Origin of the sequence: Leclercia sp. 119287, from assembly GCF_009734485.1 — a bacterium.
Lineage (GTDB): Bacteria > Pseudomonadota > Gammaproteobacteria > Enterobacterales > Enterobacteriaceae > Enterobacter > Enterobacter adecarboxylatus_C.
This window is the reverse complement of the sequence record NZ_CP046445.1, coordinates 1,435,571-1,456,404: the sequence shown is the minus strand read 5'-3', so window position 1 is coordinate 1,456,404 and position 20,834 is coordinate 1,435,571. Positions and strand designations below refer to the sequence as shown.

The following is a 20,834-nucleotide window of genomic DNA, read 5'->3' as shown; positions in this document are numbered from 1 at the left end:
GAACTGTATGAAACTTATCAGTCAGGATCTGCGCGACGGCGATAAACTCCCGCTGCGCCACGTATTTAACGGTATGGGATATGAGGGAGATAACATCTCTCCGCATCTGGCGTGGGACGAGGTGCCGTCGGGTACCAAAAGCTTTGTCGTGACCTGTTACGACCCGGACGCCCCAACCGGCTCCGGCTGGTGGCACTGGGTTGTCGCCAATATCCCCGCCGATACCCGCGTGCTGCCGCAGGGCTCCGGCTCTTCGCTGGTGGCGCTGCCGGAGGGTGCCGTGGAGACCCGCACCGATTTTGGCAAAGCGGGATACGGCGGCGCGGCCCCGCCAAAAGGCGAAACCCATCGTTATATCTTCACGGTACATGCGCTGAATGTGGAGAGAATCGAGGTCGATGAAGAGGCCAGCGGCGCAATGGTGGGCTTTAACGTCCATTTCCACACCCTGGGCAGCGCGTCGATTACGGCGATGTACAGTTAAATAAAAAACCGGCACATAGGCCGGTTTTTTGTAGGCCCGGTAAGCGCAGCGCCACCGGGCGTTTTTTTACAAGAACGCTGGCAGCAACCCGACCAGGCTCCTTTTGTTCAGCAACGCAATCGCCGCATCAATATCCGGGGCAAAGAAGCGGTCGTCATCATAGTGCGCTACCTGCTCCCGCAGGATATGCCGCGCCTGCTCCAGCTGCGGGCTCGAGGTCAGACCGTCGCGCAGATCGCAGCCCTGACAGGCCGCTAACCACTCTACCGCCAGCACGCCGCGGGTGTTGCCCGCCATCTCCCACAAGCGGCGGCCTGCCGCCGGGGCCATCGAGACATGATCTTCCTGATTAGCTGACGTCGGCAGACTGTCCACGCTGTGCGGGTGCGACAGGGCCTTGTTCTCGCTCGCCAGCGCGGCGGCGGTCACCTGGGCAATCATAAACCCGGAGTTAACCCCGCCGTTGCGCACCAGGAACGGTGGCAGCTGGGACATGTGTTTATCCATCATCAGCGCGATACGACGCTCCGACAGCGCGCCAATTTCGGCAATCGCCAGGGCCAGATTATCCGCCGCCATCGCCACCGGTTCGGCGTGGAAGTTACCCCCGGAGACCACTTCGTTTTCCGCGGCGAACACCAGCGGGTTATCGGAAACGGCATTGGATTCCACCAGCAGTACCTCCGCCACCTGACGCATCTGGGTAAGACAGGCCCCCATTACCTGCGGCTGACAGCGCAGGGAGTACGGGTCCTGCACCTTGTCGCAGTTGTGGTGCGACTCGGCAATGGCGCTGGTGTCGGTCAGGACGTGGCGGAACAGCGCCGCGGCGTCGATCTGCCCGCGCTGACCTCGTACCTCATGAATGCGGGCGTCAAACGGACGACGGGAGCCGAGCACCGCTTCGGTAGTCAGCGCCCCACAGACCACCGCCGAGGCAAACAGATCTTCGGCTTCAAACAGGCCGCGCAGGGCAAAGGCGGTGGAGGCCTGGGTGCCGTTCAGCAGCGCCAGCCCCTCTTTCGCCGCCAGCGTCACCGGGGCCAGACCCGCTTTTTGCAGAGCCGTGGCGGCCGGTAACCATTCGCCCCGGTAGCGGGCTTTGCCCTCACCCAGCAGGGTCAGGGACATGTGCGCCAGCGGGGCCAGATCGCCGGACGCGCCGACCGAACCTTTGGCCGGGATCCAGGGGTAAACTTCGGCATTGACCATGGCAATCAGCGCCTGAATGACGCTCAGGCGGATGCCGGAGAAACCGCGCGCCAGGCTGTTGATCTTCAGCACCATCATCAGACGCACAATGTCGTCATCCAGCGGCTCGCCGACGCCCGCCGCGTGGGAGAGCACCAGCGAACGTTGCAGGTTTTCTAGATCGTGAGTGGCGATGCGCGTCTGCGCCAGCAGGCCAAAACCGGTGTTGATCCCGTAGGCGGTGCGCCCTTCGGCGACAATCGCTTCCACGCAGGCGACGCTGTCGTTGATGGCCTTGTGGGCCGCGTCGTCGAGCGTTAGGTGCAGCGGCTGTTGCCAGACCTGGCGCAGCTGGGCCAGGGTCAGGGAACCGGGAGTCAGGGTTAAAGCGTTCATCAGTGCTTTCCTTGTTGAGCGGCGATCATAGGCAGGTTCAGGCCCTGCTCTTTCGCGCAATCAATGGCAATGTCATACCCGGCATCGGCATGGCGCATCACGCCAGTCGCCGGATCGTTGTGCAGTACGCGGGCAATACGGGCCGCGGCTTCATCGGTGCCGTCGCAGACGATGACCATTCCGGCATGCTGGGAGAAGCCCATCCCGACGCCGCCGCCGTGGTGCAGCGAGACCCAGGTCGCGCCGCTGGCGGTGTTGAGCAGCGCATTCAGCAGCGGCCAGTCGGAGACCGCGTCTGAGCCGTCCTGCATCGCTTCGGTTTCACGGTTCGGGCTGGCAACCGAGCCCGAATCAAGATGGTCACGACCAATAACGATTGGCGCTGAGACTTCACCGCTGCGGACCATTTCGTTAAAGGCCAGGCCCAGCTTCTGGCGCCACTCCAGGCCTACCCAGCAGATACGCGCCGGCAGTCCCTGGAAGTTAATGCGCTCGCGGGCCATGTCCAGCCAGTGATGCAGGTGCTCATCATCGGCGACAATCTCTTTCACTTTGGCGTCGGTTTTGTAGATATCTTCCGGGTCGCCGGAGAGCGCCACCCAGCGGAACGGGCCGATCCCGCGGCAGAACAACGGACGGATATAGGCAGGGACAAAGCCCGGGAAATCAAAGGCATTGGTAACGCCCATCTCTTTCGCCATCTGGCGGATATTATTGCCGTAATCGAAGGTCGGGACGCCCTGCTGGCTGAAGGCCAGCATCGCGTTGACGTGATCGGCCATCGAACGCTTCGCCGCCAGGACGGTGCCTTCCGGATCCTGCTGCGCTTTCTGCTGATACTCTTCCCAGCTCCAGCCTTTTGGCAGGTAGCCGTGCAGCGGATCGTGGGCGCTGGTCTGGTCGGTGACCAGGTCCGGACGCACGCCGCGCGCCACCAGCTCCGGCACGATATCGGCCGCGTTACCGCACAGGGCAATCGAGACCGCCTTGCCTTGCTGGGTGTATTTGTTAATGCGCGCCAGGGCATCGTCCAGCGAATCGGCCTGCTCATCGACGTAGCGGGTACGCAGACGGAAATCGATGCGGCTCTGCTGGCACTCAATGTTCAGGGAGCAGGCTCCCGCCAGCGTCGCCGCCAGCGGCTGTGCGCCGCCCATGCCGCCCAGGCCTGCGGTCAGTACCCAACGGCCTTTCAGGGAGCCGTTATAGTGCTGACGGCCCGCCTCGACAAAGGTTTCGTAGGTGCCCTGGACGATGCCCTGGCTCCCGATGTAGATCCAGCTGCCGGCGGTCATCTGGCCATACATCGCCAGCCCTTTCGCATCCAGCTCGTTAAAGTGTTCCCAGGTGGCCCAGTGCGGGACCAGGTTGGAGTTGGCGATCAGCACGCGCGGGGCGTTTTCGTGGGTTTTGAAGACGCCGACAGGTTTGCCGGACTGCACCAACAGGGTTTCGTCGTTTTCCAGTTCGGTGAGGGATTTGACAATGGCGTCATAGCACGCCCAGTTGCGCGCCGCACGGCCAATTCCGCCATACACCACCAGCTCGTGAGGGTTTTCCGCCACGTCGGGATCGAGGTTGTTCATTAACATGCGCAGCGGGGCTTCGGTGAGCCAGCTTTTGGCGTTAAGCGTGGTGCCACGTGGGGCGCGGATCTCTTGCTGGCGATACTTACCTGACGACATTGTGTGCTCCTCATTGGGGACAGAATATACACTAAGATATACTTGTATAGACAAGTGCACACAAGGCCGATTTTAACAATTAAGATACATTTTTGTTATATTGCGTCAGCAATCACGCTTTTGGCTTATGACATGAAATGGCCCTGCAGCCGATAGCGGTTGCCCGGGAACAGCAGTCTGGCGTGGGAAACAATGTGCGAGGCTGACCAGGTACGGCGGTGGATCAGCAGGCAGGGATCGTGCTCTTTAATACGCAGCAGCTCGCACTCCTGCGGCGTGGCGCGCACCGCCTCGACGATATGCTCCCCTTCCGTCAGCGGCGCGACCAGCGACAGATAAGCATGGGGGGTGGTGGCGGTGTAGTCCTGCTGCAGGTAATCCGGCACCAGCGCGGCATTGACGCTGCGATCCTCAATCTGCACCGGGATATCGTTTTCAAAGTGCAACATCAGGGAGTGGAAGATGCGCGTTCCCTCTTTGACGTTCAACGCAGCGGCCTGCGCAGCGCTGGCCTGCGTCTCCTCAAGGAATAGCACCTCACAACGGTGCTGATGGTTGCGGGAGGCGATCTCATCGGCAATGCTGCGAATTTCAAACAGCGCGGACTGCCCTTTTGGCTCGGCCACAAAGGTGCCGACCCCCTGCAGACGCACCAGCAGCCCCTCATCGGTCAGCTCCCGCAGCGCGCGGTTGATGGTCATCCGGCTAAAGCCGAACTGGGCCACCAGCTCTGCCTCGGACGGGATGCGATCGTGAGGACGCCAGACGCCGGTGGCGATCTGATGGCTGATCGCCTGTTTTACCTTTTCATAGAAAGGGGCTGGCGTATTGGCCTGCTGCTGCGGGGCGCGAGAGAACATAGCAATTCCTTAAGCCGTTATAAAAATCCGAGTATATCCACAGATTACGCCCACCAGTGAGCAATTTGCCAGGCAAGACGCGCGGCGAGCTTCGCCCCCTGGCCGTCGCGATCGAAGCCAGGGCTGAACTCCACCAGATCCGCCGCCTGCAGTTTGCCGCTGCGACAGATCCGCGCGATGACCGGAAGCAGATCCCGGGCCGGAACCCCCAGCGCGGCGGGTGCCGACACGGCGGGCATCTCCCCGGCGGGCATCACGTCGAGGTCAATAGTGAGGTAGACCCGATCCGCATTGTTGAGGACGGTGTCCAGCACCGGCAGCGCCTGCTGCTGGAAATCGAGATCTTCCACCAGAGTGACGTTAAGACGAGCCGCTTCATCCCACAGCGCCTGCGTATTGGCCGCCCGGCTGACCCCGAGGCAGGCGTAGTGAAACTCACGCTGCTGTTCCGCGCAGTAGAGCGCCAGCTGGCGGAACGGGGTTCCGGAGGTCGCCTGACTGGCGTGACGCAGATCGAGGTGCGCATCAAGGTTGATAATCACCACCCGCTCGCCGGGAAAGGCATCCAGCACGCCGCGGCCATGGGCCCAGGCGGTTTCATGCCCGCCGCCGAACACCAGGGTGCGCATGCCGGCCTGCTGGCAGGCGGTGACCGTCTCGCTCAGCGCCTGCTGGGCGGTCTCCAGCGCCTCCCCCTCGATGCGGATGTTGCCCATATCGGTCAGCCGCTGGTGGCCCTGATGGCTGGCCATATTTCCCAGCGCGCGGCGTAACACATCCGGGGCCTGGGCCGCACCGGTCCGGCCCTGATTGCGTCTGACCCCTTCGTCGCAGGCAAAGCCGATCAGGGCGATACCGCCCCCGGAGGGCGTTGGTGTGTCGCTACGTTGCACGGTCTGGAACAGGCGCAGCGCGTTGCTGGCCTCGCGGGTGTCGTCACGCCCCTGCCAGACGTCAGGTGAAACCGGCTGCCATACGCTCATTGTACTTTTCCTCTGAATACGCGCTGATAAAGCGGGTTACGACCCGGCTCATACACCATCTCCACCGGGCTTTTGGCATCCCAGATCGCCAGATCCGCGACAAACCCGGCCTTCAGCTGGCCGTGCGTTGCCCCGCGGCCCAGCGCCTGGGCGGCATGCCGGGTCACCCCTGCCCACGCCTCTTCCGGGGTTAAACCAAACTGCACGCAGGCCATATTCATCGCCAGATGCAGGCTGGCAAAGGGGCTGGTGCCGGGGTTGTAGTCGGTCGCGACGGCCATCGGCACCCCCTGCTGACGCAGCAGGTCAACCGGCGGGCGCTGGCGCTCCTGCAAAAAGTAGAACGCGCCGGGCAGCAGTACCGCCACGGTGCCGCTCTGCGCCATCGCGCTCACTCCGGCCTCATCAAGATACTCAATGTGATCGGCAGAGAGCCCGTGGTAACGGCTCACCAGCGCAGTGCCGCCGAGGTTAGAGAGCTGCTCGACGTGGCCTTTAATCGGGATCCCCCGGGCCTGTGCCGCCTGGAACACCCGCTCGCTCTGTTCCGGGGTGAAGCCAACGTTCTCGCAGAAGACATCCACGGCTTCGAAAAGGCCTTTCTCCCACAGCTGCGGGAGCGTGTGCTGACACACGTGGGCGATGTACGCATCCGGATCCTGACGATACTCCTTCGGCACGGCATGGGCAGCCAGCAGCGTCGGGCTGATCTCAATGGGATGGGTGTGCGCCAGACGCTGGGCCACGCGCAGCATCTTCTCTTCCGCCTCGTCGTTCAGGCCGTAGCCGGATTTGATTTCGATAGTGGTAACGCCTTCACGCATCAGCCGCTGTAAACGCTGCTGCGCCAGCTGCTCAAGCTGCTCAGGGGCGCTGTCCCGGGTCGCGCTCACCGTGGCATTAATTCCGCCGCCCTGGGCGCTGATGGTCTGATAGGAGACGCCGTTCAGCCGCTGCTCCCACTCGGCGGCGCGGTCGCCGCCAAACACCAGATGGGTGTGGCAGTCAATCAGGCCCGGCGTGACCAGCCGCCCCTGTAAATCGTGGGTGTTGGGCAGATCCTGCGGCAGGTCAGATTCCGGCACGATCGCCAGGATGGTCTCTCCACGCACAATTAAGGCCCGGTTCTCCAGCAAACCATAGGCTGTGCCGTAGCCAGGATCCATAGTCGCGAGGCGCAGGTTACGCCAGATAACGTCGTCGGGATGAAGTTGCAACATCGGGCTTCCGCTTGTCATGAGTTGTATAGACATTTATTTTCATTCCCATCGCCCTGTCAATCGCCTTTACCGAAATTGTTATTTATTTGTGACAACTTTCCCGCTAAGCGCGGGAATAAAAAGTAACTTTTTGCCTTTTAATCTTCCCGTTTCGCTCAACTTAGTATAAAAAAGCAGGCTATTTCGGTTATCCCCCTATTGATATGCTTAGCAGGAGCTTTCCCTTGAACATTTCCAGGATTTCTCGTCTGGCGCTGGCCCTCGCATTTGGCGTGACGTTGTCCGCGTGCAGCTCTACTCCGCCGGATCAACTGCCTTCAGAGCAGGTCGCACCAGGCACGGCTTTCCGCCCGATCCTTTCCACTGATGAAGCGAAAAACTTCCAGCAGGCTCGCTACTTCACGGCCATGGATCCAAACGCGGCGCCGTGGAGTCCTTACGCCATTCGTCTGCCTGCGCAGCCGAACTTTGTGGTTGGCCCGGCGGGAATCCAGGGCGTTACGCATACCACCATTCAGGCGGCGGTTGATGCAGCCATTGCTAAGCACAGCAGCTCCCGTCAGTACATTGCCATTTTACCAGGCGAGTACGAAGGCACCGTGTATGTGCCTGCCGCGCCGGGTAGCGTGACCCTGTACGGTACGGGTGAAAAACCGATTGATGTGAAAATTGGTCTGGCGATCGACTCGGAGATGGATACCGCGACCTGGCGTCGTCTGGTCAATCCGGGCGGTAAATACATGCCTGGCAAACCGGCCTGGTACATGTTTGACCGTTGCCAGAGCAAGCACAGTGCCACCGTCGGCGTGATGTGTTCCGCCGTCTTCTGGTCGCAGAACACCGGCCTGCAGCTGCAGAACCTGACGATTGAAAACAATCTCGGCGACAGCGTCGATGCCGGTAATCACCAGGCGGTTGCCCTGCGCAGCGATGGCGACCAGGTGCAGATCGACAAGGTAAATATTCTGGGTCGTCAGAATACCTTCTTCGTTACCAACAGCGGCGTTGATAACACCCTGAAGAACAACCGCATCACCCGTACGCTGGTCACTAACAGCTACATTGAAGGGGATGTGGATATTGTCTCTGGTCGCGGTGCCGTGGTGTTTGATAACACCGATTTCCGGGTGATGAATACCCGTACCCAGCAGGAAGGCTATGTCTTCGCCCCGGCCACCCTGTCGAACATGTTCTACGGCTTCCTGGCAGTGAACAGCCGCTTTACCGCGATGGGTGACGGTGTGGCACAGCTGGGCCGCTCGCTGGACGTCGATTCTGCCTCCAACGGCCAGGTGGTGATCCGCGACAGCGTGATCAACGAAGGCTTTAACATGGCAAAACCGTGGGGCAACGCGGCGATCTCTCAGCGTCCGTATGCGGGTAATACCGGTGCGGTGGATGAGAAAGGCAACGTGCAGCGTAACCTCAACGACGCTAACTTCAACCGCATGTGGGAATACAACAACCGCGGCGTGGGCAGCAAAGTGGTAGCGGAACCGAAGCAGTAATCTGATTAGCAAAAAGGGGGAGTAACTCCCCCTTAATGCTGCGGCTGGGCACGTCAGGCACCGGTCTTAAGATACGCATCCAGCAGTTGCAATACTGCAACCATGAGTTGCAGGAACAGAATTACCCATCCCATACTGCTCATACGCCACTCCTTTGGTCAGGAGCACTTCCACTGACTTACCTTTCCGCTGCCTGTCACCAGTGGGCGTTGGTGTTACCGATGTGCTCCACAGTTAAGGCACTGACGGCACCACCCGCCAGCCAGGACTTAAAAGAAACCTGATTTGCGGAACTGCTCACATCGAACCAACGGCAACATTGTAATCTCTGATAACTGTATATAAAAACAGTTTCAAACAGATTAAGAATTTATTCAGATAAAGAAAAATATTATTATTTTTCAGTATGATAATTATTAACTCAGCGGCTCATCCCATTCTTTTGCCGTGGGTTAATTTTACATAGTGCCAGGCCGGGATTACTATATTGAGGTTGGTGTTTCCGATGTGCTCACCCGGCTACCACCGGGCATAAAAAAACCTCGCATGTGCGAGGTTTTTTTATTTCGTCCGCCTTAGTGCGCGTTAACTACCACCCACATTGGCCCCTGGCCGACGGCGTAACGCCCCTTCTCTTCCAGCAGCCCCTGCTCGCCCTGAATCTCATACAGCGCGATATGGTGCGATTTTTGCCCCGCTGCAATCAGGAACTTACCGCTATGATCGACGTTAAAGCCGCGCGGCTGGGTCTCGGTCGGCTGGAAGCCTTCGATGGCCAGCACGCTGCCATCTTCAGAGATGCTGAAAATGGTGATCAGGCTTGACGTACGATCGCAGGTATAGAGGTGGCGTCCATCAGGGGTGATGTGGATATCCGCCCCCCAGCGCGTATCGGTGAAGTCCGCTGGCATCATGTCCAGGGTCTGCACGCACTCGATGTTGCCGTGCGGATCGCGCAGGGCCCAGACGTCCACCGAGCAGTTCAGCTCATTTACCACATAGGCGTACTGCTGGTTCGGATGGAAGGCCATATGACGCGGGCCTGCGCCTTCAACGGTGGTCACTTCTGCTGGCGTTTGCGCGGCCAGCTTGCCGTCGTCGCCCAGGGTAAACAGGCAGATACGATCCTGTTTCAGCGCCGGTACCCACAGGGTGCGGTTATCCGGGGAGATGTTGGCCGAGTGACAACCTTCCAGCCCTTCAACCACCTCAACGGTCTCCGTTGGAATGCCATCATCCAGGCGGGTGACGCTGACGCAACCGGCGTTGTAAGAGCCGCTAAAGATAAAGCGCCCCTGCAGATCGGTTGAGATATGGGTCGGGCTCCCCGGCAGCGCAGCTTCGGCCGTAAAGGTCAGCGCGCCATCTTCAGGAGAGATACGGTACGCCAGCACACGGAACTCCGGGCGCACGCCCACATACAGGAAACGTTTATCCGGGCTGATCGCCATCGGCTGAACCTGGCCGGGAACATCGACGACCTGAACCAGGGTGAGCGTACCTTCGGGATTCAGACGCCAGACATGGATCTGCTGGCTTTCAGGACTGGCGGTATAAACGGTTTGTTTCATGAATGCTCCTTTCCTCACTGCGCGTAAAAGTAATGTACCAGGATAGTCTTTTTTAACGGTGAATGCTGAATTTTAACCAGGAATTTTGCAGCCTTAGTCACGCGGTGTACCATCTGCTCATTCTGCCATTTCAACATTAACCCGGAATATCAAATGACCTCGCGTGTGATTGCACTGGATTTAGACGGTACGCTGTTAACCCCGCAAAAAACCCTGCTCCCCTCTTCCCTCGACGCCCTGAAGCGTGCCCAGGAGGCAGGATACCAGCTCCTCATCGTGACGGGTCGTCATCATGTTGCGATTCATCCTTTTTATCAGGCGCTGGCGTTAGATACACCTGCAATTTGCTGTAACGGAACCTATTTGTATGATTATCAAGCAAAAAAGGTTCTGCAGGCCGATCCGCTGCCGGTTACCCAGGCGCTGCAACTGATTGATCTGCTCGATGAGCATGCCATTCACGGCCTGATGTATGTCGACGACGCGATGCTTTACGAACGCCCGACCGGGCATGTGATCCGCACCAGCAACTGGGCGCTGTCGCTGCCGGAAGCGCAGCGTCCGGTGTTCACCCAGGTGCCGTCGCTGGCGCAGGCGGCCCGGGACGTTAACGCTATCTGGAAATTTGCTCTGACCGATGAAGATACCAGCAAGCTGAATGCCTTCGCTAAACACGTGGAGCAGACGTTGGGCCTGGAGTGCGAATGGTCCTGGCACGATCAGGTGGATATTGCCCGCAAAGGCAACAGCAAGGGCAAGCGCCTGGCGCAGTATGTGGAATCCATCGGCGGATCAATGAAGGACGTCATTGCCTTTGGCGATAACTACAATGACATCAGCATGCTGGAAGCGGCCGGGACCGGGGTGGCAATGGGTAATGCGGACGACGCCGTCAAAGCGCGCGCCAACATCGTAATTGGCGACAACACCACCGACAGCATCGCCCAATTTATCTATACCCATCTGGTGTGATCAGGTGGTGATCGACACGCTCTTGATCTGTGCGTAGAGCCAGAGGCCAGGCTTGATCCCCAGCTCATCCCTGGCCCAGGGGCTGATACGCGCCCACAGCGTGCGGCTACCAATTTCCAGCTGCACCTCAACCTGACCGTTATCGTCGTAACACTGGGCCACTTTGGCGCGCAAAATGTTACGAATGCTGCTCTGGAGCGGCGGCTGCAGCACCAGCGAGACGTCCGACGCCTGAATGCGAATGCGCAGATTGGTTTGCAGCGGTTTATCCAGCTTGTTGACCCAGACATGCTGATCGCCAATGGCCAGCGCGGTCATCGCGTAGTGCGGATGGTGCTCCAGCACGCTCACCTTCAGAATGCTGCTCTGCTGCTCCTGAGGCAACCACGGGTGCATCACGCTGCTGCCCCACACCTCTTCCAGATTGCCGAACGCCTTCACGCTGCCGTTTTCCAGGACCAGCACCTTATCGGCCAGATGCAGGATCTCGTCCAGCGAGTGGCTGACATAGAGCATCGGAATATTGATTTCACGCGCCAGGCGCTGCAGATAGGGCAGCAGCTCACGCTTGCGGGGGATATCCAGCGAGGCCAGCGGCTCGTCCAGCAGTAGCAACTCCGGGGCGGTGAGTAGCGCCCGGCCTATCGCCACGCGCTGCTTTTCCCCACCCGAGAGCGACGAAGGTAGCCGGTCAAGCAGGTGTTCAATGCCCAGCAGAGCCACCAGCTTATCGAACTGCCCGGCCATGCTTTTCGCCATGCCATAACGCAGATTGCCCAGCACCTTGTAGTGCGGAAACAGTCGCGCATCCTGGAAGACATAGCCAATCCGGCGCTTTTCCGGTGCCAGATAAATGCGTTTTTCTACGTCGTTCAACACCCGATCGTTGAGCACGATCCGCCCTGACTGGGGCCGGGTCAGGCCGCTTATGGCGTTGATCAGCGAGGTCTTCCCCGCGCCGGAAACGCCAAAAATGGCGGTAATTCCGCTGGCAGGCAGGGTTTCGTTGAGGGTGAGGCAGTGCTCGCCCAGGGTCTGGGTGAAATTGAGTTCCAGCATGGTCAGTTCCCCATCCGTTCACGGCTCAGACGGGCCAGCCATTCCGATACCAGCAGCGACACCATCGCCAGCACAATGGAGATAATACAAAGACGCGCGGCGGCCCCTTCGCCACCGGGGGTCTGGATAAGGGTATACATCGCCGACGGGATAGTGCGCGTTTCACCCGGGATATTGGAGACAAAGGTAATGGTCGCGCCAAACTCGCCCAGCGAGCGGGCAAAGGCCAGCACGGTGCCGACAATAATGCCCGGCAGCGTCAGGGGAAGCGTGATGGTCAGAAATACGCGCCAGCGTCCGGCACCCAGCGTGCGGGCCGCCTGTTCAAGCTTCATGTCGACCCCTTCCAGCGCCAGGCGGATCGCCCGCACCATCAGCGGGAACGACATCACCGCCGCTGCCAGCACCGCACCGCGCCAGCTGAAGGCAAAGCTGAGGCCAAACCACTCATACAGCCGCTCGCCGATAAACCCGCGTCGCCCCATGGCGATGAGGAGCAGGTAACCGACCACCACCGGCGGCAGCACCAGCGGCAAATGCAAAACACTGTCAAGGAGCGCTTTGCCGGGAAATTTACAGCGAACCAGTAGCCAGGCGAAGAAGATCCCAAAGGGCAAACTAAATGCAACCGCGAGGGAAGAGACTTTCAGGCTCAGCAGCACGGCCTGCCATTCGGGATCGGTCAATATCATTCGTGAGTCGTAAATCCGTAACGTTTAAAGATTGCCGATGCCTGCGGCCCCTTCAGATAATCGTAAAAGGCGCTGACGGTAGCGTTTTTATGTCCATCGACGATGGCAACAGGATATTCCACTTTCTTATGTGAGTCTTCCGGGAAGGTCCCCACCACTTTCACCCCTTTTCCGGCGACGGCATCAGAGCCGTAGACGATGCCCAACGGCGCTTCGTTGCGCTCCACCAGCGCCAGCGCGCCACGCACGTCTTCCGCCGGGGCCAGTTTCGGGGACAGCGTCTCCCAGGCCCCCAGTTTTTGCAGCGCCTCTTTGGCATAAATGCCCGCCGGAACGTGTTCCGGATCGCCCACCGCCAGACGCCCGTCTTTCAGCAGGCTGGTCCAGCGGGTCTCTTTGTTGATGGCGATCTCGCCCTGGGCACTCTCTTTCGGTGCCACCACCACCAGGCTATTGCCCAGCAGGGTTGCGCGGCTGGCGGTATCTATCGATTTTTTCTCGACCGCGTAATCCATCCACTTCTGATCGGCAGAGATGAACAGGTCCGCAGGCGCTCCCGCTTCGATCTGGCGCGCCAGCGTGGACGAAGACGCAAAGGACGACACCACCTCGACGTTTTTCTCTTTTTTATACTCCGCAGCGATATCCTGCATCGCGTTCGTCAGGGATGCTGCCGCGAAGACGGTAATTTTGCCCTCATCCGCCAGTGCATGTCCGGTCAGGGTGAGGGTCAGCGTTGCCCCTGCGAAAAGGCGTAACCATGTACGTGCCATCTTTAACTCCTGTGAGTGTCGTTATATAAAAATAAATATAACGATAACCCTAAGGTTTTCCCAGCGTTAAATCGTACCGATTAGTGAGTAAATGAAACTGATGCCGTAAGTAATATCGGCGCGGAAGGGGGAAACTTGAGAGCAAAACGCCCGGCGGAACCGGGCGTTTTTACAGGAAATTAATGCTGTTTTTTCGGCTGTTTTCTGTGGCCGATATTGGAAAAGATGTTGAACACCTCACCCAGGCCGTAGATGGCACCGAGAATGATAGCCATCACCACTGGCACCATGATCACGGCGAATACCAGACTTTTCAGCAACTCTAACATGGCTTTCTCCAGACAATGTGAATGCCTTATTCTAACCGGAAAAGCGAGAAATACATCCCCTTTTGTGCGGTACAGTTTGCGCATAAAACGAATTAGGTCACAATAACCCTTTTGCCAGGACATTGTTATGCAGGCCGAAATTCTCCTCACCCTCCGTCTTTCGCAAAAATTGTTTGCCGATCCCCGCCGCATCGCCCTGCTCAAACAGATTGCGCAAACCGGTTCCATCAGCCAGGGAGCCAGGAACGCCGGCATTAGCTATAAAAGCGCCTGGGATGCCATCAATGAGATGAACACCCTGAGCGAACAGACTCTGGTCGAACGCGCTACCGGCGGCAAAGGCGGCGGCGGTGCGATACTGACGCGCTACGGGCAGCGGCTGATCCAGCTCTATGACCTGCTGGGGCAGATCCAACAGAAAGCCTTCGATGTCTTAAGCGACGACGACGCCCTGCCGCTGGACAGCCTGCTTGGCGCTATCTCGCGTTTCTCCTTGCAGACCAGCGCCCGCAACCAGTGGTTTGGTACGGTCACTGCCCGCGATGACGATCGCGTCCAGCAGCAGGTGGATATTTTACTCGCCGACGGCACTACCCGCCTGAAAGTGGCCATTACCGCCCAGAGCGGCGAGCGGCTGGGGCTGGATGAGGGCAAAGAGGTGCTGGTGCTGCTGAAGGCCCCCTGGGTCAGCATCACACAGGACAGGGAAACGGCGAACCAGGCGGATAATCAATTGCAGGGGATCATTAACCATATCGATCGGGGCGATGAGCAGTGTGAAGTGCTGATGACCCTGCCCGACGGCCAGACGCTTTGCGCCACCGTGCCTGTGGCCCAGAGCCAGGGCTTAGAAGAAGGTACTGAGGTAACGGCATATTTTAATGCTGACCGGGTGATTATCGCCACGTTGTGCTAAGCGCATTGACATTCGCCCCGACACTGGGTATCCCTGATGCTTATTGCTGCATAAAATGGGATAAATCATGTCATCATTGCAAATTTCGCAAGGCACGTTTCGTCTTAGCGATACCCGTACGCTCACGCTCGCGGATTTTACGCTCAATGTTGGTGAAAGCTGGGCGTTCGTTGGCAGTAACGGCAGCGGCAAGTCTGCCCTCGCCCGGGCGCTGGCCGGGGAGCTGACGCTGCTGAAGGGCGAACGCCAGAGCACCTTTACGCGTCTGACCCGTCTCTCCTTTGAACAGCTGCAAAAACTGGTTAGTGACGAGTGGCAGCGCAACAACACCGATCTGCTCAGCCCCGGCGAAGAAGATACCGGCCGCACGGCATCTGAGATTATCCAGGACGAGATCAAAGACGATGCCCGCTGCCGCCAGCTCGCGGAACAGTTCGGCATCGCTCACCTGCTGGACCGACGCTTTAAATACCTCTCCACCGGCGAAACCCGCAAAACGCTGCTGTGCCAGGCCCTGATGGCCGCACCCGAACTGCTGATCCTTGATGAGCCTTTCGACGGCCTCGATGTGAAATCCCGCGGGCAGCTGGCGGATCTGCTGGCCTCTCTTAATCAGCAGGGTTACACCCTGGTGCTGGTCCTCAACCGTTTCGACGAGATCCCCGATTTTGTGAAGAACGCCGGGGTACTGGCCGACTGTACCCTGACGGCGGTGGGGGAAAAAGCGGCCCTGCTGAACCAGGCCCTGATTGCCCAGCTGGCGCACAGTGAAAAGCTGAACGGCGTCACCCTGCCCGAACCGGATGCCCCTTCGGCGCGCCATGCCCTGCCGCAGGATCAACCGCGGATTGTGCTCAACAACGGCGTGGTGTCGTATAACGATCGCCCGATCCTTGACCATCTGAGCTGGACGGTAAATCCCGGCGAGCACTGGCAGATTGTCGGCCCCAACGGCGCCGGTAAATCGACCCTGCTGAGCCTGATTACCGGCGATCAACCCCAGGGCTACAGCAACGATCTCACCCTCTTTGGCCGCCGTCGCGGCAGCGGCGAAACCATCTGGGATATCAAAAAGCATATCGGCTATGTCAGCAGCAGCCTGCACCTCGATTACCGCGTCAGCACCACGGTGCGCAATGTCATTCTGTCGGGGTATTTCGACTCTATCGGAATTTATCAGGCGGTTTCCGACAGGCAGCACAAGCTGGCGCAGCAGTGGCTGGATATCCTCGGGATGGATAACCGGGTCGCGGATGCGCCGTTCAGCAGCCTGTCGTGGGGCCAGCAGCGGCTGGCGCTGATCGTGCGCGCGCTGGTGAAGCACCCGACCCTGCTGATCCTCGACGAGCCCTTGCAGGGGCTGGATCCGCTTAACCGCCAGCTGATCCGCCGATTTGTGGATGTGCTGATTAGCGAAGGGGAAACGCAGCTGCTGTTTGTCTCTCACCATGCGGAAGATGCTCCCGCCTGTATCACCCACCGCCTGGAATTTGTCGCTGACGGCGACAGTTACCGCTACCGGACGGGCCCGGTCTGACATCCTGACGGGGGACGCCCCCCCGTTTTTTTCAGATAACCTGCAACATCCCATCCCGGGCACTTTGATTTACAATCCTTTTTTAGCCGGAAAGCGGTTGCGCTTCATCCAGTGTAAACGATTCCACTAATTTATCCCATGTCACACTTTCCTGCTCTCTGTTATGCTAGGATTATCTCATACCCTAAGCCTAATGGAGCGAAATATGCGAGTTCTGGTAACAGGTGGTAGCGGTTACATAGGAAGTCATACCTGTGTGCAACTGCTGCAAAATGGCCACGACGTCATCATCCTTGATAACCTGTGCAACAGTAAACGCAGCGTGCTGCCGGTCATGGAACGCCTGGCCGGTAAACAGCCTGCCTTTGTCGAAGGCGATATTCGTAACGAAGCGCTGATGACCGAGATCCTCCACGATCACGCCATTGAGGCAGTGATCCACTTTGCCGGGCTGAAAGCCGTGGGCGAGTCGGTGTCAAAACCGCTGGAGTATTACGATAACAACGTCAACGGTACGCTGCGTCTGATCTCCGCCATGCGCGCCGCGGGCGTGAAAAACTTCATCTTCAGCTCCTCTGCCACCGTCTATGGCGACCAGCCGCAAATCCCTTATGCCGAAAGCTTCCCGACCGGGACGCCGCAAAGCCCGTACGGCAAAAGCAAGCTGATGGTGGAACAGATCCTGACCGACCTGCAAAAAGCCCAGCCGGACTGGAGTATCGCCCTGCTGCGCTATTTCAACCCGGTGGGCGCGCATCCGTCAGGGGATATGGGCGAAGATCCGCAGGGTATCCCCAATAACCTGATGCCGTACATTGCCCAGGTGGCAGTAGGCCGTCGTGATTCGCTGGCGGTGTTCGGCAACGACTACCCGACCCCGGACGGCACCGGCGTTCGCGACTACATTCATGTGATGGATCTCGCCGACGGTCACGTGGCGGCTATGCAGCAGCTGGCCGATAAACCGGGCGTCCATATTTACAACCTCGGCGCAGGCGTCGGCAGCAGCGTGCTGGACGTGGTGAACGCCTTCAGCGCCGCCTGCGGCAAACCGGTGAGCTATCACTTTGCCCCACGTCGCGACGGCGATCTGCCCGCCTACTGGGCGGATGCCACCAAGGCCGAGAAAGAGCTTAACTGGCGTGTTTCGCGCACGCTCGATGAAATGGCACAGGATACCTGGCGCTGGCAGTCTCGCCACCCGCAGGGCTATCCGGACTAAGGATCTGTCATGACCCAATTTAACCCCGTCGATCACCCACATCGTCGTTTCAATCCGTTAACCGGGCAGTGGATCCTGGTGTCACCGCATCGCGCCAAGCGTCCCTGGCAGGGCGCACAGGAGACGCCAGCTAAACAGACGCTGCCTCAGCACGATCCGGACTGTTTCCTCTGTCCGGGGAATACCCGCGTGACCGGGGATATTAACCCCGACTATACAGGCACCTTCGTTTTCACTAACGACTTTGCCGCCCTGATGACCGATACGCCGGATGCGCCGCAGAGTGACGATCCGCTGCTGCGCTGCGAAAGCGCACGCGGCACCAGCCGGGTGATCTGCTTCTCGCCGGATCACAGCAAAACCCTGCCGGAACTGAGCGTTGAGGCCCTGACCGAGGTCGTGAAAACCTGGCAGGAACAGACCGCCGAACTGGGGCAGCGCTATCCCTGGGTGCAGGTCTTTGAGAACAAAGGCGCAGCCATGGGCTGCTCCAACCCCCATCCGCACGGCCAGGTGTGGGCCAACAGCTTTATGCCTAACGAAGTGGAGCGGGAAGATCGCCTGCAAAAGACCTATTTCGCTGAGCAGGAATCGCCGATGCTGTTGGACTATGTCCAGCGCGAACTGGCCGACGGTAGCCGCACCGTGGTGGAGACCGAGCATTGGTTAGCCGTGGTACCGTACTGGGCGGCATGGCCGTTCGAAACCCTGCTGCTGCCGAAAGCCCACGTTCTGCGGATCACCGATTTGAGCGAAGCCCAACGCAGCGATCTGGCGCTGGCGCTGAAAAAGCTGACCAGCCGTTATGACAACCTGTTCCAGTGCTCTTTCCCGTATTCCATGGGCTGGCACGGCGCGCCCTTTAATGGCGAAGAGAATCAACACTGGCAGTTGCACGCCCACTTTTATCCGCCGCTGCTGCGCTCCGCGACCGTACGTAAATTTATGGTCGGCTACGAGATGCTGGCGGAAACCCAGCGTGATCTGACGGCGGAACAGGCCGCAGAACGCCTGCGTGCAGTGAGTGATGTCCATTTTCGCGAATCCGGAGAATAACAATGAGCCTGAAAGATAAAACCCACGCCCTGTTTGCTGAAAAATTCGGCTACCCTGCCACTCACGCGATTCAGGCCCCAGGCCGCGTTAACCTGATCGGCGAGCATACCGACTACAACGACGGTTTCGTCCTGCCCTGCGCCATTGATTACCAAACGGTAATCAGCTGCGCGAAACGCGACGACCGCAAGGTGCGCGTGCTGGCGGCCGATTACGACAACCAGATCGACGAGTTCTCGCTGGATGCGCCTATTGTTGAGCACGACAGCCAGCAGTGGTCGAACTACGTTCGCGGCGTGGTAAAACACCTGCAGAAGCGCAACAAGAACTTTGGCGGTGCGGATCTGGTGATCAGCGGCAACGTACCTCAGGGCGCGGGCTTAAGCTCATCCGCCTCGCTGGAAGTGGCGGTCGGCACCGTGTTCCAGCAGCTCTATCATCTGCCGCTGGACGGCGCGCAGATCGCCCTTAACGGCCAGGAAGCAGAGAACCAGTTCGTCGGCTGCAACTGCGGCATTATGGATCAGCTGATCTCGGCGCTGGGCAAAAAAGGCCACGCGTTACTGATCGACTGCCGCTCGCTGGGCACCAAAGCGGTCAGCCTGCCGAAAGGCGCGGCGGTTGTTATCATCAACAGTAATTTCAAACGCACCCTGGTCGGCAGCGAGTACAATACCCGCCGCGAGCAGTGTGAAACCGGGGCGCGCTTCTTCCAGCAGTCTGCGCTGCGTGACGTCTCACTCGCTGAGTTCAATAAAGTGGCCCACGAGCTGGATCCGGTAGTCGCCAAACGCGTTCGTCACGTCCTGACCGAAAATGCCCGTACCGTGGAAGCGGCGGCAGCGCTGGAGAAAGGCGATCTGCGTCGGATGGGCGAGCTGATGGCTGAGTCGCATGCCTCCATGCGCGATGATTTCGAAATCACCGTACCGCAGATCGACACTCTGGTGGAGATTGTCAAAGCGGCGATTGGCGAGCAGGGCGGCGTGCGTATGACCGGGGGCGGTTTCGGTGGCTGCATCGTGGCGCTGGTGCCGGAGGCGTTAGTCCCGGTTGTTCAGCAAGCCGTTGAGCAGCAGTATGAAGCCAAAACCGGTATCAAAGAGACCTTCTATGTTTGCAACGCCTCACAAGGAGCTGGCCAGTGCTAAACGAAACACCTGTTCTCGCCCCTGACGGCCTGCCGTACCGCCTGATCACCCTGCGCAACAGCGCGGGGATGGTGGTGACGCTGATGGACTGGGGCGCCACGTTGCTTTCCGCCCGCGTCCCGATGCGTGACGGCAGCGTGCGCGAAACCCTGCTCGGCTGTGCCTCACCTGAGCAATACGTTGAACAAACCGCGTTCCTTGGCGCTTCGGTGGGCCGTTATGCCAACCGTATCGCCAAAAGCCGCTTTGAGCTGGATGGCGTGCGCTATGCGCTGCTGCCAAGCCAGGGCGAAAACCAGCTGCACGGCGGCCCGGACGGCTTCGACAAGCGTCGCTGGCGCATTATCAAGCAGAACGATGGCGAAGCGCTGCTGACCCTCCACTCCCCGGATGGCGATCAGGGCTACCCGGGTAACTGTGAGACGAGCGTCCATTATCGCTTAACGGATGATAACCGGATCGCCATTGAATACCGCGCCACGGTGGACAAGCCCTGCCCGGTCAACCTGACCAACCACGCTTACTTCAACCTCGACGGCGACTGCAGCGACGTGCGTAACCACAGGCTGCAACTGCTGGCCCAGCGCTATCTGCCGGTCGATGAAATGGGGATCCCGCAGGAAGGGTTAAAAGCCGTGGCGGGCACCAGCTTTGATTTCCGCACCACCAAAGCTATCGCCCAGGATTTCCTGGCGGATGACCATCAGCGCAAGGTGAAAGGTTACGATCATGCGTTCTTGCTCGATGCCCAGGGTGACCTGAGCCAACCTGCGGCGCACCTGTGGTCGGCCGATGAAAAGCTGCAGATGACGGTTTATACCACCGCCCCTGCCCTGCAATTCTATTCCGGTAACTTCCTCGACGGCACGCCGGCGCGGGAAGATGGTGAATATCGTGCCTGGCAAGGCCTGGCGCTGGAGAGCGAGTTTTTACCCGACAGCCCGAACCATGCGGAATGGCCGCAGCCCGACTGCATTCTGCGTCCGGGTGAAGAGTACATCAGCGTCACGGAATATCAGTTCATTACGCAATAAAAACCGGCCCTCCTGATGGAGGGCTTTTTTTTGCCCATCTTGCTGAAAATAGCGCCACTTACGGACAAAATCACAACCCCTCATTCACAAGCATCTTACACTGCGACACTATTTTCGCTATGGTTAGGGTTAAGCGTTGCCCGCGGCTCAGCCGCAGCAATATAATGAGAATTGTTATCATTCAAATAATGCTTG

General features: G+C 59.1%; 20 protein-coding genes. 9 read left to right on the top strand and 11 right to left on the bottom strand.

From position 1 onward, the window contains the following. Window positions 1-7 precede the first annotated feature (7 nt). Window positions 8-484: a kinase inhibitor gene (locus GNG27_RS07075; protein ID WP_156263238.1), complete on the top strand. Its 477-nt coding sequence runs from the start codon at window positions 8-10 to the stop codon at window positions 482-484. Window positions 485-550: 66 nt separating this feature from the next. Here GNG27_RS07075 and hutH read toward each other — a convergent pair whose 3' ends face one another. The 5 genes from hutH to hutI form a co-directional block, all read right to left on the bottom strand. Beyond that, window positions 551-2,071, bottom strand: coding sequence for a histidine ammonia-lyase (gene hutH / locus GNG27_RS07070; RefSeq protein WP_142488744.1), 1,521 nt, complete (start codon window positions 2,069-2,071; stop codon window positions 551-553). After that, the gene (hutU, locus tag GNG27_RS07065) at window positions 2,071-3,756 is read right to left on the bottom strand and encodes a urocanate hydratase (RefSeq protein ID WP_156263237.1); all 1,686 of its coding nucleotides are present in this window, start codon (window positions 3,754-3,756) and stop codon (window positions 2,071-2,073) included. Before hutU ends, hutH begins: the two co-directional genes overlap by 1 nt. Before the next feature lie 125 nt (window positions 3,757-3,881). Then, window positions 3,882-4,616 carry a histidine utilization repressor gene (locus GNG27_RS07060; RefSeq protein WP_142488742.1) on the bottom strand — a complete coding sequence of 245 codons (735 nt, stop codon included), beginning with the start codon at window positions 4,614-4,616 and terminating at the stop codon, window positions 3,882-3,884. A gap of 44 nt (window positions 4,617-4,660) precedes the next feature. Next, window positions 4,661-5,599: a formimidoylglutamase gene (hutG, locus tag GNG27_RS07055; RefSeq protein WP_156263236.1), complete on the bottom strand. Its 939-nt coding sequence runs from the start codon at window positions 5,597-5,599 to the stop codon at window positions 4,661-4,663. Beyond that, window positions 5,596-6,819, bottom strand: a complete 1,224-nt coding sequence (gene hutI / locus GNG27_RS07050; protein ID WP_156263235.1) for an imidazolonepropionase — start codon at window positions 6,817-6,819, stop codon at window positions 5,596-5,598. The genes hutG and hutI overlap by 4 nt, the downstream gene beginning before the upstream one ends. A gap of 224 nt (window positions 6,820-7,043) precedes the next feature. On the opposite strand from hutI, the gene GNG27_RS07045 reads away from it, so the two are divergent. Beyond that, the gene (locus GNG27_RS07045) at window positions 7,044-8,327 is read left to right on the top strand and encodes a putative acyl-CoA thioester hydrolase (RefSeq protein ID WP_156263234.1); all 1,284 of its coding nucleotides are present in this window, start codon (window positions 7,044-7,046) and stop codon (window positions 8,325-8,327) included. Window positions 8,328-8,380: 53 nt separating this feature from the next. Here GNG27_RS07045 and tisB read toward each other — a convergent pair whose 3' ends face one another. Next, window positions 8,381-8,470, bottom strand: a complete 90-nt coding sequence (gene tisB / locus GNG27_RS07040; RefSeq protein ID WP_142488739.1) for a type I toxin-antitoxin system toxin TisB — start codon at window positions 8,468-8,470, stop codon at window positions 8,381-8,383. 432 nt (window positions 8,471-8,902) lie between these two features. After that, a complete protein-coding gene (pgl, locus tag GNG27_RS07035) occupies window positions 8,903-9,898 on the bottom strand; it encodes a 6-phosphogluconolactonase (protein ID WP_142488738.1) in 996 nt (331 codons plus the stop codon). Between the two features lie 153 nt (window positions 9,899-10,051). Here pgl and GNG27_RS07030 point away from each other — a divergent pair, with 153 nt between their 5' ends. After that, on the top strand, window positions 10,052-10,870 hold the full coding sequence (locus tag GNG27_RS07030; protein ID WP_156263233.1) for a pyridoxal phosphatase: 819 nt from the start codon (window positions 10,052-10,054) through the stop codon (window positions 10,868-10,870). Here the strand turns inward: GNG27_RS07030 and modC are convergent, their stop codons facing one another. The 4 genes from modC to GNG27_RS07010 all read right to left on the bottom strand — a co-directional run bounded on the left by modC (window position 10,871) and on the right by GNG27_RS07010 (window position 13,723). After that, a complete protein-coding gene (gene modC / locus GNG27_RS07025) occupies window positions 10,871-11,929 on the bottom strand; it encodes a molybdenum ABC transporter ATP-binding protein ModC (protein WP_156263232.1) in 1,059 nt (352 codons plus the stop codon). It lies immediately after the preceding gene. A gap of 2 nt (window positions 11,930-11,931) precedes the next feature. Beyond that, window positions 11,932-12,621, bottom strand: coding sequence for a molybdate ABC transporter permease subunit (modB, locus tag GNG27_RS07020; RefSeq protein ID WP_142488735.1), 690 nt, complete (start codon window positions 12,619-12,621; stop codon window positions 11,932-11,934). Beyond that, on the bottom strand, window positions 12,618-13,394 hold the full coding sequence (modA, locus tag GNG27_RS07015; RefSeq protein WP_156263231.1) for a molybdate ABC transporter substrate-binding protein: 777 nt from the start codon (window positions 13,392-13,394) through the stop codon (window positions 12,618-12,620). Before modA ends, modB begins: the two co-directional genes overlap by 4 nt. Window positions 13,395-13,573: 179 nt before the next feature. Further along, a complete protein-coding gene (locus GNG27_RS07010; RefSeq protein WP_039029358.1) occupies window positions 13,574-13,723 on the bottom strand; it encodes an AcrZ family multidrug efflux pump-associated protein in 150 nt (49 codons plus the stop codon). Between the two features lie 127 nt (window positions 13,724-13,850). Between GNG27_RS07010 and modE the strand changes: the two genes are divergently transcribed. From modE to galM, 6 genes are all read left to right on the top strand, one after another. Then, the gene (modE, locus tag GNG27_RS07005; protein WP_156263230.1) at window positions 13,851-14,639 is read left to right on the top strand and encodes a molybdenum-dependent transcriptional regulator; all 789 of its coding nucleotides are present in this window, start codon (window positions 13,851-13,853) and stop codon (window positions 14,637-14,639) included. A gap of 67 nt (window positions 14,640-14,706) precedes the next feature. Continuing rightward, complete coding sequence (modF, locus tag GNG27_RS07000; protein ID WP_156263229.1) at window positions 14,707-16,176, top strand: molybdate ABC transporter ATP-binding protein ModF; 1,470 nt, start codon at window positions 14,707-14,709, stop codon at window positions 16,174-16,176. 205 nt (window positions 16,177-16,381) lie between these two features. Continuing rightward, a complete protein-coding gene (gene galE / locus GNG27_RS06995; RefSeq protein WP_142488731.1) occupies window positions 16,382-17,398 on the top strand; it encodes a UDP-glucose 4-epimerase GalE in 1,017 nt (338 codons plus the stop codon). 9 nt (window positions 17,399-17,407) lie between these two features. Next, window positions 17,408-18,454 carry a galactose-1-phosphate uridylyltransferase gene (galT, locus tag GNG27_RS06990; protein WP_142488730.1) on the top strand — a complete coding sequence of 349 codons (1,047 nt, stop codon included), beginning with the start codon at window positions 17,408-17,410 and terminating at the stop codon, window positions 18,452-18,454. Window positions 18,455-18,456: 2 nt separating this feature from the next. Then, complete coding sequence (galK, locus tag GNG27_RS06985) at window positions 18,457-19,605, top strand: galactokinase (protein WP_142488729.1); 1,149 nt, start codon at window positions 18,457-18,459, stop codon at window positions 19,603-19,605. Beyond that, the gene (gene galM, locus GNG27_RS06980) at window positions 19,599-20,639 is read left to right on the top strand and encodes a galactose-1-epimerase (protein ID WP_156263228.1); all 1,041 of its coding nucleotides are present in this window, start codon (window positions 19,599-19,601) and stop codon (window positions 20,637-20,639) included. Before galK ends, galM begins: the two co-directional genes overlap by 7 nt. Window positions 20,640-20,834 lie beyond the last annotated feature (195 nt).